Source organism: Pseudomonas sp. TWP3-2 (genome assembly GCF_049897765.1).
GTDB lineage: Bacteria > Pseudomonadota > Gammaproteobacteria > Pseudomonadales > Pseudomonadaceae > Aquipseudomonas.
In genome coordinates this window covers 51,229-66,562 of record NZ_JAFCWW010000024.1, presented here as the reverse complement: position 1 = coordinate 66,562, position 15,334 = coordinate 51,229, and the positions used below count along the sequence as shown (strand labels likewise).

At 60.6% G+C, this 15,334-nt stretch carries 15 protein-coding genes; 8 read left to right on the top strand and 7 right to left on the bottom strand.

All coding sequences use genetic code 11. The features are described from left to right. The first annotated feature begins 10 nt into the window (after window positions 1-10). The 3 genes from paoA to paoC are packed head-to-tail and all read left to right on the top strand — an operon-like array spanning window position 11 to window position 3,800. The gene (gene paoA / locus ACP7EE_RS24475; protein ID WP_426237328.1) at window positions 11-652 is read left to right on the top strand and encodes an aldehyde dehydrogenase iron-sulfur subunit PaoA; all 642 of its coding nucleotides are present in this window, start codon (window positions 11-13) and stop codon (window positions 650-652) included. Beyond that, window positions 649-1,605 (top strand): FAD binding domain-containing protein, encoded by a 957-nt coding sequence (locus tag ACP7EE_RS24470; RefSeq protein ID WP_426237326.1) that lies wholly within the window; start codon window positions 649-651, stop codon window positions 1,603-1,605. Before paoA ends, ACP7EE_RS24470 begins: the two co-directional genes overlap by 4 nt. Continuing rightward, entirely contained in the window at window positions 1,602-3,800 is a 2,199-nt protein-coding gene (paoC, locus tag ACP7EE_RS24465) for an aldehyde oxidoreductase molybdenum-binding subunit PaoC (RefSeq protein WP_426237324.1), read from the top strand. Before ACP7EE_RS24470 ends, paoC begins: the two co-directional genes overlap by 4 nt. Before the next feature lie 249 nt (window positions 3,801-4,049). Here paoC and ACP7EE_RS24460 read toward each other — a convergent pair whose 3' ends face one another. After that, window positions 4,050-4,526 (bottom strand): (R)-mandelonitrile lyase, encoded by a 477-nt coding sequence (locus tag ACP7EE_RS24460; protein ID WP_420649464.1) that lies wholly within the window; start codon window positions 4,524-4,526, stop codon window positions 4,050-4,052. A gap of 97 nt (window positions 4,527-4,623) precedes the next feature. Here ACP7EE_RS24460 and ACP7EE_RS24455 point away from each other — a divergent pair, with 97 nt between their 5' ends. Continuing rightward, window positions 4,624-5,517: a LysR family transcriptional regulator gene (locus ACP7EE_RS24455; protein ID WP_426237322.1), complete on the top strand. Its 894-nt coding sequence runs from the start codon at window positions 4,624-4,626 to the stop codon at window positions 5,515-5,517. Between the two features lie 6 nt (window positions 5,518-5,523). Here the strand turns inward: ACP7EE_RS24455 and ACP7EE_RS24450 are convergent, their stop codons facing one another. From ACP7EE_RS24450 to ACP7EE_RS24440, 3 genes are read right to left on the bottom strand one after another with little or no spacing between them, the layout of a single operon-like run. Beyond that, window positions 5,524-6,759, bottom strand: a complete 1,236-nt coding sequence (locus ACP7EE_RS24450) for a nucleoside permease (RefSeq protein WP_426237320.1) — start codon at window positions 6,757-6,759, stop codon at window positions 5,524-5,526. Window positions 6,760-6,807: 48 nt separating this feature from the next. After that, window positions 6,808-7,902 carry a sugar phosphate isomerase/epimerase family protein gene (locus tag ACP7EE_RS24445; RefSeq protein ID WP_426237318.1) on the bottom strand — a complete coding sequence of 365 codons (1,095 nt, stop codon included), beginning with the start codon at window positions 7,900-7,902 and terminating at the stop codon, window positions 6,808-6,810. After that, window positions 7,899-9,032 (bottom strand): Gfo/Idh/MocA family protein, encoded by a 1,134-nt coding sequence (locus ACP7EE_RS24440; RefSeq protein ID WP_426237316.1) that lies wholly within the window; start codon window positions 9,030-9,032, stop codon window positions 7,899-7,901. The genes ACP7EE_RS24445 and ACP7EE_RS24440 overlap by 4 nt, the downstream gene beginning before the upstream one ends. Before the next feature lie 197 nt (window positions 9,033-9,229). Here ACP7EE_RS24440 and ACP7EE_RS24435 point away from each other — a divergent pair, with 197 nt between their 5' ends. After that, window positions 9,230-10,231, top strand: coding sequence for a LacI family DNA-binding transcriptional regulator (locus ACP7EE_RS24435; protein ID WP_426237314.1), 1,002 nt, complete (start codon window positions 9,230-9,232; stop codon window positions 10,229-10,231). On the opposite strand, the gene ACP7EE_RS24430 is transcribed toward ACP7EE_RS24435, so the two are convergent. After that, window positions 10,228-11,172 carry an aldo/keto reductase gene (locus ACP7EE_RS24430; protein WP_426237312.1) on the bottom strand — a complete coding sequence of 315 codons (945 nt, stop codon included), beginning with the start codon at window positions 11,170-11,172 and terminating at the stop codon, window positions 10,228-10,230. The genes ACP7EE_RS24435 and ACP7EE_RS24430 overlap by 4 nt on opposite strands. Before the next feature lie 112 nt (window positions 11,173-11,284). Between ACP7EE_RS24430 and ACP7EE_RS24425 the strand changes: the two genes are divergently transcribed. Next, window positions 11,285-12,064, top strand: a complete 780-nt coding sequence (locus ACP7EE_RS24425) for an alpha/beta hydrolase (RefSeq protein WP_426237310.1) — start codon at window positions 11,285-11,287, stop codon at window positions 12,062-12,064. Here the strand turns inward: ACP7EE_RS24425 and ACP7EE_RS24420 are convergent. Beyond that, the gene (locus ACP7EE_RS24420) at window positions 12,053-12,499 is read right to left on the bottom strand and encodes an NUDIX hydrolase (RefSeq protein WP_426237308.1); all 447 of its coding nucleotides are present in this window, start codon (window positions 12,497-12,499) and stop codon (window positions 12,053-12,055) included. The two genes, ACP7EE_RS24425 and ACP7EE_RS24420, sit on opposite strands and share 12 nt — an antisense overlap. Between ACP7EE_RS24420 and ACP7EE_RS24415 the strand changes: the two genes are divergently transcribed. Beyond that, the gene (locus ACP7EE_RS24415) at window positions 12,485-12,811 is read left to right on the top strand and encodes a hypothetical protein (RefSeq protein ID WP_426237306.1); all 327 of its coding nucleotides are present in this window, start codon (window positions 12,485-12,487) and stop codon (window positions 12,809-12,811) included. The two genes, ACP7EE_RS24420 and ACP7EE_RS24415, sit on opposite strands and share 15 nt — an antisense overlap. 122 nt (window positions 12,812-12,933) lie before the next feature. Beyond that, window positions 12,934-13,362, top strand: a complete 429-nt coding sequence (locus ACP7EE_RS24410; protein WP_426237305.1) for a nuclear transport factor 2 family protein — start codon at window positions 12,934-12,936, stop codon at window positions 13,360-13,362. A 67-nt stretch (window positions 13,363-13,429) separates the two neighbouring features. Here ACP7EE_RS24410 and mqo read toward each other — a convergent pair whose 3' ends face one another. After that, window positions 13,430-15,079 carry a malate dehydrogenase (quinone) gene (gene mqo / locus ACP7EE_RS24405; RefSeq protein ID WP_426237303.1) on the bottom strand — a complete coding sequence of 550 codons (1,650 nt, stop codon included), beginning with the start codon at window positions 15,077-15,079 and terminating at the stop codon, window positions 13,430-13,432. Between the last annotated feature and the right edge of the window lie 255 nt (window positions 15,080-15,334).

Below are 15,334 nucleotides of genomic sequence, written 5' to 3'. Positions count from 1 at the left end.
AATCGCAGCAATGGACAACCGTGAGCCGTTAACCCTATCCCGACGACAATTTCTGATTATCGGCGCCGTCACCGCGACGGCGTTCGCCATGCCGCCGTTCATCAGCCTCAAAGCCTACGCCGCCAATCTGGAGCAACCGTCCATGAGCAAAGTCAGCCTGCAAGTCAACGGCAAAGCGCAGGCGCTGGAGGTCGATAATCGCACCACCCTGCTCGACGCACTGCGCGAACACCTGCACCTGACCGGCACCAAGAAAGGCTGCGACCACGGCCAGTGCGGTGCGTGCACGGTGATCGCCGATGGCCGGCGGATCAATTCCTGCCTGAGCCTGGCGGTGATGCACGAAGCCTCCGAAATCACCACCATCGAAGGCCTCGGCATGCCTGACAAATTGCACCCGATGCAGGCCGCGTTCATCAAGCACGATGGCTACCAGTGCGGTTATTGCACGCCGGGGCAAATCTGCTCGGCGGTGGCCGTGTTGCAGGAAATTCGTGACGGCATACCGAGCCACGTCAGCCCGAGTCTGACCGACTCGCCGCAATTGATCGCCAGTGAATTTCAGGAACGCATGAGCGGTAATATCTGCCGCTGCGGCGCGTACTCGAACATCATCGAAGCGATCAGCGAAGTCGCGGAGGTGCCGGCATGAGACCGTTCAATTACAGCCGCGCCGACTCCCCTGCGGCAGCCGCTGCACAAGCTGCGCAATTCGACGGTGCGAAGTTCATTGCCGGCGGCACCAATTTGCTGGACCTGATGAAGCTCGACATCGAGACGCCGCTGCATCTGATCGACGTCAATCACTTGGGCCTCGATCAGATCGAAGCCACACCCGAGGGTGGTTTGCGCATCGGCGCGCTGGTGCGCAACACCGATCTGGCGGCCGATGCGCGCGTCAGAAAAGACTACGCACTGCTGTCCCGCGCCCTGCTCGCCGGCGCTTCCGGCCAGTTGCGCAACATGGCGACCACCGCCGGCAACCTGCTGCAACGCACGCGCTGCCCGTATTTCTACGACACGAACCAGGCTTGCAACAAACGCAATCCCGGCAGCGGCTGCTCAGCGATTGGCGGCGTCACTCGGCAGTTGGGGATCATCGGTGTCAGCGACGCGTGCATCGCCACGCACCCGGGCGATATGGCGATTGCCATGCGCGTGCTGGATGCGCAGGTCGAAACGGTCAAACCGGATGGCAGCACCCGCAGCATCGCCATCGCTGATTTTCATCTGTTGCCGGGCAATACGCCGAACATCGAAACCAGCCTGACGCCGGGCGAGATGATCACCGCAGTCACCCTGCCCGCGCCACTGGGCGGCACTCACGTCTATCACAAGGTGCGGGATCGGGCGTCGTACGCGTTTGCACTGGTGTCGGTTGGCGTGATTGTGCAGAAGGATGGCAGCGCGCGTATCGCCGTGGGTGGCATCGCCCCCAAACCTTGGCGTGTGGAAGCCGCTGAAGCACTGGTGCCGCAAGGCGCCAAAGCGGTCAGCGCGAAGCTGCTAGAAGGCGCCACGCCGACTGACGACAACCAATTCAAAGTGACCCTGGTCGAACGCACGCTTGCCTCGGTGCTGGCCCAAGCGAGGGACGACGCATGAAATTCGACACGCCCGCCACCACCAATCCGATTGACCAGTTGAGAGTCATCGGCAAGCCCACCGACCGTATCGAAGGCAAGCTGAAGACGTGCGGTCAGGCGCCTTACGCCTATGAACAACACGACGCGGTGGCCAATCAGGCCTACGGTTTCATGGTCGGTTCAGCCATCGCCAAGGGTCGCATTACCCATATCAATCTCGACGACGCCAAGGCTGCGCCAGGAGTACTGGCCATCGTCACCGCCGCGAATGCCGGCAAACTCGGCAAGGGCAAATACAATGCGGCGCACCTGCTGGCAGGGCCTGAAGTGCAGCACTATCACCAGGCCGTGGCCCTTGTAGTCGCCGAGACTTTCGAACAGGCGCGTGCGGCGGCACAACTGGTCAAAGTCGATTACCAGACTGCCAAAGGCGAGTTTGATCTGGCCAGCGTGCGCGATCAGGGCGTCGAGCCGAAAGAAGACTTACCCGATGTCAGCCATGGCGATTTTGCCGGTGCCTTCGCTGCCGCGCCGGTGCAATTCGATCAGACTTACACCACGCCGGATCAGTCCCACGCGATGATGGAGCCGCACGCGACATTGGCCGCGTGGCAAGGCGATCAACTGACGCTGTGGACTTCAAACCAGATGATCGGCTGGAGCGTCGATGACGTCGCCGAAACGCTGGGTCTGCCCAAGGAAAAAGTGCGCCTGATTTCGCCGTACATCGGTGGCGGGTTCGGCGGCAAACTGTTTATCCGTGCCGACTCGATTCTTGCGGCCCTCGGCGCACGGCTGGCCGGGCGTCCGGTCAAAGTCGCCCTCGCCCGTCCGCAGATCGCCAACAACACCACCCACCGCCCAGCCACGATTCAGCGGATTCGCATGGGCGCGACGGCGGACGGCAAACTCACTGCCATTGCCCACGAAGGCTGGTCGGGCAATCTCGCCGAGGGCAAAGTCGAGGTCGCCGCGCAACCAAGCCAGTTGCTCTATGCAGCGCAAAATCGGCTGGTGACCATGCGCCTTGCGCCACTGGATTTACCGGAAGGCAACGCGATGCGCGCGCCGGGTGAAACGCCCGGCTTGATGGTGCTGGAAATCGCCATGGACGAGATGGCCGAGAAGCTCAAACTCGATCCCGTGCAGTTCCGCATCCTCAACGACACTCAGGTCGATCCGGTGAAAACCGAGCGGCCGTTCTCGCAACGGCAACTGATCAAATGCCTGCAAACCGGCGCCGAGCATTTCGGCTGGGACAAGCGTAATGCACAACCTGGCACCCGCCGCGAAGGTCGCTGGCTGATCGGCATGGGCGTGGCGGCGGCGATCCGCAATAACCTGCTGGTCAAATCCGGCGCACGGGTGCGGCTGGAGCGCGATGGCAAGATCACCGTTGAAACCGACATGACCGATATCGGCACCGGCAGCTACACGATCATCGCCCAGACTGCCGCCGAAATGATGGGTGTGGGCATCGACGATGTGGTGGTACGGCTGGGGGATTCTGACTTCCCGGTTTCGGCAGGATCGGGCGGTCAGTTCGGCGCCAATTGCTCGACCGCCGGGGTCTACGCGGCGTGCGTGAAACTGCGCGAAGCGGTGGCCAGCAAATTGGGAATGACCGACGGCGAAGTGGTTTTTGCCGATGGCCAGGTGCGTGCCGGGGGCAAGGCTTTACCGCTGCACAACGCGGCCGAAGGCGGCGCGATAACCGTTGAAGACAGCATCGAATTCAGCGAGCTTGCCGACAAATATCAGCAATCGACCTTCGGCGCACACTTTGTCGAAGTCGCAGTCGATGCCGCCACAGGTGAAGTCCGCGTGCGCCGCATGTTGGCCGTGTGCGCGGCCGGGCGGATTCTCAATCCGAAAGCGGCACGCAGCCAAGTGATCGGCGCAATGACCATGGGCGTTGGCGCGGCACTCATGGAAGAGCTGGCGGTGGACAAGCGGCTGGGGTTTTTCGTCAACCATGACTTGGCCGGATATGAAGTGCCGGTGCATGCCGACATTCCGCATCAGGAAGTGATTTTCCTTGATGAGACGGACCCGATTTCTTCGCCGATGAAGGCTAAAGGCGTTGGCGAGTTGGGGATTTGCGGAGTGAGTGCGGCGGTGGCGAATGCGATTTACAACGCGACCGGGGCACGGGTGCGGGAGTATCCGATTACGCTGGATAAGGTGTTGGCGGCTTTGCCGGAGATGATCTGACATTCGCGTGAAAGGTCAAAAGCCCCTCACCCTAACCCTCTCCCGGAGGGAGAGGGGACTGATTGGGGGATGCTCACGAGCTACATCGACGTGAAAGTGCCTTGCCGAATCCACAATCGACTCAGTTCTTTCAGGTCGATGTATCACGCCAGACACCTCGGTCGGCCCCCTCTCCCTCCGGGAGAGGGCTGGGGTGAGGGGCAACGATTTCGAATCGCACTACAACCCCCAGCCGAGCGAAAAAAGCTCTTACTCGACCACCGGATACTGCGCGTCGCTCACCTGCTCCATCCATTCCACCACGCTGCCATCAAGCGCTTCGGCGATGGCGATGTGGGTCATCGCTGTCGTCGACGCAGCCCCATGCCAATGCTTCACACCCGGTGCAATCCACACCGTATCCCCCGGCCGAATCACCCGCACGTCCTGCCCCCACTCCTGCACGAATCCAGCTCCCGAAGTGACAATCAACGTCTGCCCCAACGGGTGCGTATGCCACGCCGTACGCGCGCCCGGTTCGAAGGTTACCGTCGCCCCGCTGACCCGCGCGGCATCAGTCCCTTTGAATGGCGCATCAACCCGCACCGTGCCAGTGAACCAATCCGCCGGGCCACGGGCCGAAGGCTGTGAACCATTGGGCGTAACGGTGACACGGGGCGCGTCGTTGGCCTGAACGTCGGCAGCGAGCAAGGACAGGGTCAACGCAGAAGCGGCAATCGGGTTCATGGTGATGTTCTCCAATAAAGACAGTCATCACTGTACCCAGCCGTACTCTGCAGATAATCGACTAAAATTCGAAAAAACTTATGCAGGACACTCATCAATGCTTCGTGAAAATGCCAGTGACTTGCTCGCTTTCCTCGCCGTGGCGCGTGAACGCAGTTTCACCAAAGCCGCAGCCAAACTCGGCGTTTCGCAGTCGGCACTCAGCCACACGATCCGCGCGCTTGAAGCACGCTTGGGCATGCGGCTGTTGACGCGCACCACGCGCAGCGTTTCCCCCACCGACGCGGGTGAACACTTGTTGCAAACCGTCGGCCCGCGTTTCGAAGAGATCGAGCTGGAACTGGCGGCGCTGAGCAGCCTGCGCGAAACCCCGGCCGGGCGGATCCGCATCAGCGCCACTGACCATTCGCTGGATTGGCTGTTGCGTCCGGTGCTGAAAGAGTTCCTCCCGCAATACCCGGACATCGCCGTCGAGGTCTGTTGCGATTACGGTTTCGTCGACATCGCCGGGCAGGGTTTCGATGCTGGCGTACGACTCGGCGAAGACGTGGCGCAAGGCATGATCGCCACGCGCATCGGCCCGGACATGCGCATGGCGGTGGTTGGCTCGCCAGGCTATTTCAAAAACCGCCCAGTACCGGAAACCCCAAGGGACTTGACCGATCACGCTTGCAACAATCTGCGCCTGCCCACCAATGGTGGCCTCTACGCCTGGGAGTTCGAGAAGGACGGTGAAAGCCTCAAGGTGCGGGTCTCCGGGCAGATCACCCTGAGCGGGGTGTACCCGCTGCTCGATGCGGCGCTCGATGGTTTCGGCCTGAGCTACATCCCGGAAAACCTGGTGGCAGCGCACCTGGCCCACGGCAGTCTGGTGCAAGTGCTGGAAGACTGGTGCCCCTCGTTCTCCGGTTATCACCTGTATTACCCGAGCCGACGCCAGGCGGCGCCGGCTTTCGCGTTGTTGCTTGAGGCGTTGCGTTATCGCGGTTGAAGCTTTTCAGCCGTTGGATGGCTGAACCGCCACCGTTTGCCGACCATTGAACGCGAGCAGAAAACAGGCAAACACTGCGAGGGCAAATCCGGCCGGGAACATCCAGATGCTGCGCCAGTCATGCACACCTGCGGTCGCGTAGTGATCGGTCACCTGCCCCGCCACCCAGAAACCGATCAACATGCCAACGCCATAAGTCGCCAAGGTAATCAGGCCTTGCGCCGAACTGCGGAAACGCTCGGAAGCCTTCGCATCGGTATAGATCTGCCCCGAAACGAAGAAGAAGTCATAGCAGATGCCGTGCAGCGCGATGCCGGTAAACAGCATGAACGCCAGATCGCCATTGTTGCCATAGGCGAACAGTGCATAGCGCAGCGCCCACGCCAGCATCCCCACCAGCAGCGTCAACTTGATGCCGAAGCGCTGGATGAACAGCGGCAACAGCAACATGAACAGCACTTCAGACACCTGCCCGATGGCCATTTTCGCGGTCGGGTTGGTCATGCCGATTTCAGCCAGAAACGGGTTGGCGTTCTGGTAGTAGAACGCCAACGGAATGCAGATCAGGATCGAGGCAATGAAGAACACCAGGTAGCTGCGATCCTTGAGCAGACCCAACGCGTCCAGCCCCAGCAACTGCTTGATCCCGACATTGGCGGACTCGCGCTTCAGCGGTGCAGTGGCCGGCAGCGAAAAGCTGTAAAGGCCGAGCAACAGCGAGGCAATCGCCGCCATCAGGAACGTATTGCGCAACCCGCCAGAGGCGATGGACGCGCTCGAATCCCAGGCAAACCCGAAACTGATCACCAGCCCGGCCACGATCCAGCCGACCGTGCCCCACACGCGAATCCGCGAAAACTCCAGCGCCGGATCGCGCATCTGCCGGAACGCCACCGAGTTCACCAGCGCCAGGGTCGGCATGTAGATGACCATGTACGCCAGCACGAACGGATAAAACGCGGCGAAATCCACCGCGCTATACAGGCGGTATAACAGCACGGCGCCCAGCAGGTGCAGCACCGCGAGGATGCGCTCGGCGTTGAACCAGCGGTCGGCGATCAGGCCGATCACGAATGGCGCGATGATCGCGCCCCACGACTGGGTGGAAAACGCCATGCCGATCTGTCCGCCACTGGCCCCCAGATTGCTCGCCAGAAAGGTGCCGAGGGTGACGAACCAGCCGCCCCAGATAAAGAACTGCAAAAACATCATCACGCTCAGGCGTGCATTCATCGTGGTCATTTCAGTCACCGTTTTATTTTTGTTGTGGCTAACCGTGGTGCAGTTTTTTCAGCGTTCGCTCAGGCCGAGCAGGCGCCGGTTGGATTGCAGGTCGGAGGTCACCCCGGCGAAATCGTCGAACGCTTTGCTGGCCTTGCTGATCATGTGCCGCTCGATAAACGCCGCACCTTCAGCCGCGCCTTGCACCGAATCTTTCAGGCAGCATTCCCACTCGAGCACCGCCCAGCCGTCGTAACCGTACTGGGTGAATTTGCTGAAAATCGCCTTGAAATCGATCTGCCCGTCGCCCAGCGAACGGAAGCGCCCCGGTCGATCAACCCAGCTCTGATAACCGCCATAAACCCCGGAGCGTGCGTCCGGGCGGAACTCGGCGTCCTTGACATGGAACATACGGATGCGCGCGTGATAGCGGTCGATGAAGCCCAGATAGTCCATCTGTTGCAGCAGCAAATGGCTCGGGTCATAGAGGATTGCCGCGCGCGGATGCTGATCGACGGCCTCCAGGAACCGCTCGAACGAAGCACCGTCGTGCAGGTCTTCGCCCGGATGGATTTCGAAACACAGATCCACACCTGCCGCATCGAAGGCGTCGAGAATCGGCAACCAGCGGCGGCCGAGTTCAGCAAAACCTTCCTCGACCAGCCCCGCCGGGCGCTGCGGCCACGGATACATGTAGGGCCACAGCAAGGCGCCGGAAAACGTCGCGTGCGCACTCAAGCCCAGACGCTGGCTGGCGCGTGCGGCGAGTTTCAATTGCTCGATGGCCCACTCGGTGCGCGCCTGCGGCTGGCCGCGCACATGCTCGGGGGCGAAGTCGTCGAACAGCGCATCAAACGCCGGGTGCACCGCCACCAACTGGCCTTGCAGGTGCGTCGAGAGTTCGCTGATTTGCACACCGGCCTTGGCGCACACGGCGTTCAATTCGTCGCAGTAATCCTGAGATTCGGCGGCGAGCGCCAAGTCGATATAGCGTGTGCCCAGAGTCGGCAACTGAATCGCTTTGTAGCCTTGGGATGCGGCCCAATGAGCGATGTTGCTCAGGGTATCGAACGGCGCTTGGTCGCTGATGAACTGGGCGAGGAAGATCCCGGGGCCGCGCAGGCCTGGTTGAGCTTGCTGCATGACAGATGTCTCCGGATTCATGGGGTGATCGCCGTCCACTTGGCGTCGCCGCGATGGTTGGCCACCGCCGCTTCGATGAACGCCATGCCACGCAGGCCGACGTTGATGCCGGGTACGCCGGGGGCGTCGTGACCGCTAGTGTGATTGCGGATGGCGCGGGCAAAATCGTTGTAGAGGTTGGCCATCGCCTCGAGATAACCTTCGGGATGACCGGCCGGCAGACGCATGCGTTGCAGCGCGGCCTCGCACAACCATGGCTGGCCGATACCCGAGCGCAGGATTTGCAGCGGTTGATCGAGGGAGCGGTGGATCAGGCTTGATGGCTCTTCCTGGCGCCATTCCAGGCCACCCTTGTCGCCGTAGATGCGGAGCTTCAGCGGATTTTCTTCCCCCGCGCAAACCTGGCTGGCGATCAGCACGCCGCTGGCGCCACTCGCCAGTTTGAGCAGCATCGCCGCATCGTCATCCAGTTGGCGGCCGGGGATATGCATGCCGAGGCTGACGCAAATCTGTTCGATGGATTGGTCGGCGACAAATTCCGCCAACGAAAAAGCGTGGGTGCCGATGTCGCCGATGCAGCCGCCCGGCCCCGAGAACTCCGGACGATCACGCCATTCGGCCTGTTTGTTGCCTTCTCCCGCCACATCGCGGCTGAGCCAGCCTTGCGGGTACTCGACGATGACTTTGCGCACTTTGCCGATTACGCCATTGCGCACCATGTCACGGGCCTGCCAGACCATCGGGTAGCCGAGGTAAGTGTGGGCGAGGCCGTAGAGCTGGCCGCTGCTGTTCACCACGGCTTGCAGTTCGATCAGTTCAGCCAGGCTCAGCGCGGCCGGTTTTTCCGAGAACACATGAAACCCGGCGCGCAACGCTTCAGCAGCAATCGGTGCGTGCAAGTGATTCGGCGTGACAATGACCAACAGTTGCATGCGCTGCTCGGCAGGCAAGGCGCTTTCGCGTTCCAGCAATTGCTGCCAGTCGCCGTAACAGCGCGCTTCGGATAGCCCTAGCGCTGCGCCGGTCTCAATATTGTTCTGCGGGTCGCGGCTGAATGCGCCGCACACCAGTTCGAAATGCCCATCGAGACCAGCCGCCTGACGGTGCGCCTGGCCGATAAATGCGCCGGCACCACCGCCGACAAATCCCATTCTTATTCTGCTTGCCGTGTGCATCGCGACGCTTCTCTGTTCGGGGAGCAAGTCCCGGGTTTACAGGAGATGTAACCGGTTACATCATGGCGCAAATCTAGGCTCGACGATCACCGCTGTCAAACACCGTTTGGCAGTTTGTGCCAAGCCGTCGCTGAGGTAAGCTCGCGGCCTGCATTCCCGTCAACGAGGTGACCGTGTCGAACATCCGCGAAGTGGCGCGCCTGGCCGGGGTTTCGGTCGCCACGGTGTCGCGCACCCTGCGCTCGCCGGAACGGGTCTTGCCCGAGACCCGCGACAAGGTCAACGCCGCCGTGCAACAGGCCGGCTATCGGCCGAACCTGATGGCTGTGCAATTCCGCTCACGCAAGACCGGCAACCTGGTGATTCTGGTGCCGGCCATCGCCAACATCTTTTTCGCCCGGGTGATCAGCGGCGCCCAGCAAGCGGCGCAGGCAGCGGGCTACCGACTGCTGTTGTGCGACACCCAAGGCGATGAATCGATCGAACGCGAATTCGCCGAACTGGTTTACGCCCATCAGGCCGATGGCGTGATCCAGTTGCGTGCCAGCGATCCCTTCCACGACTTGGCGCCGGGCGTCGATACCCCGCCGCTGGTCAACGCTTGCGAAGTATTGAAAGACACGCGCCATCCGACGATCAGCCTCGACAACCGCGCTGCTGCCAGAGCCATGACCGAACATTTGATCGCCCTCGGCCACCGCCGTATCGGCTTGATCAAAGGCCCGCAAAGCAGCCCGCTGACGCAGGATCGGGTGACCGGCTATGAAGATGCGTTACGTGGCGCGGGTATTCCCTGCGACCCGACACTGATAGCTCATGGCGATTTCAGCCTGAAGGCCGGGGACGAAGGCGCCGCAGCAATGCTGGCGCTCAATCCGCGCCCGACGGCGCTGTTCTGCGAAAACGATGAAATGGCCATCGGCGCGCTGCGACGCATTCGCCAACTCGGTTTGCGTGTGCCCGAAGACGTGTCGCTGGTGGGCTTCGATGACATTCCGTTCGCCGCCTACTGTGACCCGCCGCTAACGACCATCGCCCAACCCGCCGAGATGTTCGGCGAGATGGCGGTACACATGCTCATCACGTTGATCGAAGGCAAACCGCTGGACGAGCGGCAACGCGTGCTGCCATTCGAGTTGACCATCCGCCAGAGCAGCGCCGCACCTGCGACTTAGCCGAGCAGCGCAATCAACTGATGCCGCTGCGCATCGGTAAGCATTGGGCCGAACCCGGCCTTGGCGTTGTCCGCCATGTAACGCGGGTTGCCGGTGCCGGGAATGACGCAAGTCACCGCCGGGTGTGCCAGCAAAAACTTCAGGGCCAGTTGTGGCCAACTGTTGACCTGCACATCGGAAGCCCACGCCGGCAGCGGCTGGCCCTTGAACCGCGCGAGCAATTCACCGCCACCGAACGGCCGATTGCAGATCACCGCGACGCCACGCTCGCGGCATAACGGCAGGATGCGTTTCTCGACGGCACGATCATCGAGGGCGTAGTTGATTTGCAGGAAATCCACTTGCTCGGCTTTCAACACGGCCTCGACTTCGTCATAAGCCGTGGACGTGTAATGGGTGATGCCGATGTAGCGGATGCGCCCCTGCTCTTTCCATTCGCGCAGGGTTGGCAGATGGGCCTGCCAGTCCAACAGATTGTGGATCTGCATCAGATCGATACGCTCGGTGCGTAACAGGCGAAATGACTGCTCCATCTGCGCAATGCCCTCCTTGCGCCCGCGAGTCCAGACCTTGGTCGCCAGAAACGCCGGCGAGCGCGGTTCGTGGATCGACAGCATTTCCCCGGTGGTTTCTTCGGCGCGGCCATACATCGGCGAGCTATCAATCACAGTGCCGCCCTTCCTGAACAGTTCGTCGAGCACGGCCGGCAGTTGCTTGTAGGCCGGATCGCCGGGGGCGACGTCGAAGCCGCGATAGGTGCCCAACCCCACGAGCGGAAGCGACTCGGAGCTTGAAGGGATGGCGCGGGTCTGCATGGTCTGAGCTCCTGTAGCGCTGGGCGGCGTGGCGTTGGCCAGCGCTCGGTCAAAGGTGAAAACAGCCGAAACCCCGGCAGCCAGCGTGAGCAATCGGCGACGGGAATAACCCTCATTGTGGTTCATGCTGGCGCCCTTGCTCGGCGGATCTGTTGCACCCTGTGTTTTGGCGCAAACCGGGGAAGTCGGTGGTCTACACTGCGGCAGCCAATCTGCGCGCCCGGTTAAAGTTAGTCGAATGTCAAAAACCCTGATGTCACTCGTCGCATTGATCGTCGGCATTTACCTGGTGCTGTGCTTGGCGCTGTTCGTGTTTCAGCGCTCGCTGATCTACTTCCCCCAGCCCGCAGCCGTCGATTCACCGGACTCGCGGCTGACGTTGGCGATGCAGGATGCGCAGATCCGCGTGACCGTGCGCGAGCAAGTCGGGTCGAAGGCGCTGATCTATTTCGGCGGCAATGCCGAAGACGTGTCGCGCAATCTGCCGGAGTTCGCCGAGGCGTTTCCCGGTTACGCGCTGTATTTTCTGCATTACCGGGGTTTTGGCGGCAGCGAGGGGGCGCCATCGGAAGAAGCGATTGCCGAGGATGCGCTGGCGCTGTTCGATCAGGTCTACGCCAGCCATCCGCAAGTCGCGCTGATCGGACGCAGCCTCGGTTCCGGCGTTGCGGTGCGGCTAGCCAGTCAGCGACCGGCGACGCAGTTGATTCTGGTCACGCCGTACAACAGCCTTGAGGAAATCGCCGCCGGATATTACCCATGGTTGCCGGTGAAGTGGCTGTTGAAGGATCGCTACCAGTCGGGCAAGTACGCGGCGCACATCAGCGTGCCGACGTTATTGCTGGTGGCGAGCGAGGATGAGGTGATTCCACGGGCCAGCAGCGAGCGGCTACTGCGCAGTTTCCCCAAGGGAGTTGCCAGACTGAAAGGAGTGGCGGAGTCGGGGCATAACTCGATTTCGGAGCGGACGCAGTATTTGCAGTGGATCGGGGATTTCTTGAATCAGTTAATCGAGTAGCGCAGATTTCTTCAGCAGCGCATACAGCCCAACAGGCACCAACGGCGACTGCTCGCTGAAACTTGAGCTGTCATGCCAACTGGCGGTGAAGGGTGAACCGTCGCTTTCATGGCCGTCGATCTGCGCTAGCTCATAAACGCCTGCATCGGCAAATGCTGCGTCGTACACCTGCACAATCTCGTGCCCCGGTTTGCCGTTATAGACAAAGATGCTTTCAAGCGTGCCCAACAAGCGCAGATCGGTTATCGCTAAACCCAACTCCTCCTGCACTTCTCGGATGACCGCCTCTGAACTGGTTTCACCAAATTCAATACCACCACCGACCGGGCGATAGCAGGTTTGCTGTTTGACCGGGTCGCGAAACTGATTAACCAGAATCTTGCCCTGGTGGTGAAAGACACACAGGGCGAGCGCGCGAATATGCTGTTCGGCCATGAAGAAAAAGTCCGTTTACGGTGGCAGGGGCGCGGATTAGAGCATAAGGCACCCGCGCAGCACACCGACTGGACGTCAGACCGGAGAGATGGTCGCCAGAACGCCGATCATAATGGTCAACACCAGAAACCCACCGAGAAAAATCGCCATCTTAGCCATGAAGGCCTCCTGAATGCTGAATGTCCGGCGCACCGGGCGCTTCGGGATGAAGTTCGCTGCGGGTCGCCGAAAGGCAGGCGCATTTTGAACCTGTGGCTGAGATGGTTACAGGTGCAGATTGAAGATGAAAAAGCAGATCAGATGGATTTCTAGCGGATCGTCTGATCGTTTCACGCATGAACAGACATTCAGAATCAGTCAGGGCGATTCACATCTCAGCACTTTGATCTAAAGTCAGTGCCGTCGCGCCAAGAACAACAATCCCGGAGTGGAATATGTCGCAACTTGATCTGCACCCCAACGCTGCCGAATCGCTGAACCGCTGGCACTCGATGATCCGCACTGGCGATCTAAGCGCCCTGCCCGACCTGCTTGACCCAGACGCCGTATTCCGCTCGCCGATGGCGCATACGCCTTACCCCGGCGCGCCGGTGGTCTCGATGATTCTCAACACGGTTTTCAACGTGTTTGAAGATTTCGCCTACCACCGCGAACTGGCGACGGCGGATGGCTTGAATGTGGTGCTGGAATTCAGCGCCAGGGTCGCGGGGAAAGAGTTGAAAGGCATCGATATGATCCGCTTCAACGATCAGGGGAAAATTGTTGAGTTCGAAGTCATGGTCCGCCCGCTGAGCGGCCTGCAAGCCTTGGGCGCGGAGATGGGCCAGCGGCTGGGCGCGTATCTGGCCAGCGCCAAAGCCTGAATCCCGCCCACAAAAAAGCCCACTGACCGTTACCGGTGCAGTGGGCTTTGTGTGTCAGGCGTCTAAATTACAGAGCCATGTCACGTGCAGCGTTTTCTTTTGGTGCTTTAGCCTTGTCAGCTTCAGCAGCCGGCGCTGGGGCAGCAGCCTGACCAATCACCGGAGGGGTTGGCAGTTGCAGGACCTTGGCGGTGTAAGCCCACTCTTCAGCCACTTTGGCTGGATCGTTGTTCAGCTGAGTACCGTAGCTTGGAACGATCTGGTGCAGCTTGGTTTGCCACTCAGGCGAAGCGACTTTGTCTTTGAAGACTTTCTGCAGCACGGTCAGCATGATCGGTGCAGCGGTCGACGCGCCTGGCGATGCGCCCAGCAGGCCGGCAATCGAGCCGTCTTTCGAGGCTACGATCTCGGTGCCCAGTTTCAGCACGCCACCAGCGGCTTCATCACGCTTGATGATTTGCACGCGTTGGCCGGCTTGCCACAGGCGCCAGTCTTCAGCTTTGGCGTTCGGGAAGTATTCCTTCAGCGCGTTCAGACGGTCGTCATCCGACAGCATCAGTTGGCCAGCAAGGTACTCGACCAGCGGGTATTCCTTGATGCCGACCTTGGTCATAGGCCAGATGTTGTGGGTGGTGGTGCTGGTCAGCAGGTCCAGGTACGAGCCTTCCTTGAGGAACTTGGTGCTGAAGGTCGCAAATGGGCCAAACAGAATTACGCGCTTGCCGTCCAGGACACGGGTGTCCAGGTGCGGAACGGACATCGGCGGTGCGCCCACCGAAGCTTTACCGTAGGCCTTGGCCAGGTGCTGCTCAGCGATGGTAGGGTTTTCGGTCACGAGGAACGAACCACCGACCGGGAAGCCAGCGTATTCCTTGGCTTCTTCAATGCCGGACTTCTGCAGCAGGTGCAGTGCACCGCCGCCCGCGCCAATGAACACGAACTTGGCGTCGGTTTCGGTTTTAGTGCCGTCTTTCAGGTTTTTGTAGCTGACGCGCCAGGTGCCATCTGCATTCTTGGTGATGTCTTGCACTTCGCTAGACAGCTTCAAGCTGAAGTTAGGCTTGGTTTGCAGGTAACCGGCGAACTGGCGGGTGATTTCGCCGAAGTTCATGTCGGTGCCCAGCGGACTCCAGGTGGCCGCGATTTTCTGGTTCGGGTCACGCCCTTCCATCATCAGCGGGACCCACTTCTTGATGACAGCCGGGTCTTCGGAGTACTGCATGCCGGCGAACAACGGGCTCGCTTGCAGCGCTTCGTAGCGTTTTTTCAGGAACTTGATGTTGTCATCGCCCCACACGAAGCTCATGTGCGGAGTGGTGTTGATGAACGAGCGAGGGTTCTTCAGAACGCCCTGCTGAACCTGCCACGACCAGAACTGACGGGAAATCTGGAACGCTTCGTTGATCTCGACGGCTTTCGGGATCGACACTTTGCCGTTCTCGTCTTCCGGGGTGTAGTTCAACTCGGCCAGTGCGGAGTGGCCGGTACCGGCGTTGTTCCAGCCGTTGGAGCTTTCCAGGGCGACGCCGTCAAGGCGCTCGACCATTTCCATCGACCAGCTTGGCTCCAGCTCATTGATCCACACACCCAGGGTGGTGCTCATGATGCCGCCGCCGATCAGCAGTACATCAACTTTCTTTGCCTCTTCCGCATGCACGGACGACAGCCCCATCGACAGAGCCAGCCCTAGCAAGGCTGTGTTCACTTTCTTAAACATCTGTAGCACCTATGATAAAACGCCTTCCGCCCGCCTCTGTTATCAGCATGCGATCCGCTTTGATGACGCTCAGGCTGGCGTCGCAGATTCCGGCACACTTCAATTTTGACGGGTGGGCACACAAGGCCGACATGCCGCATCGACCTCAGTTATATGTCCCTTCTGAACTGACTTCTTATCATTATTGGCTTCAGCTACTGGAGCGACAGGGGTTCCGCAGGCCCGTCCAAAGACGCGCCAAACCGAATAAGGTCA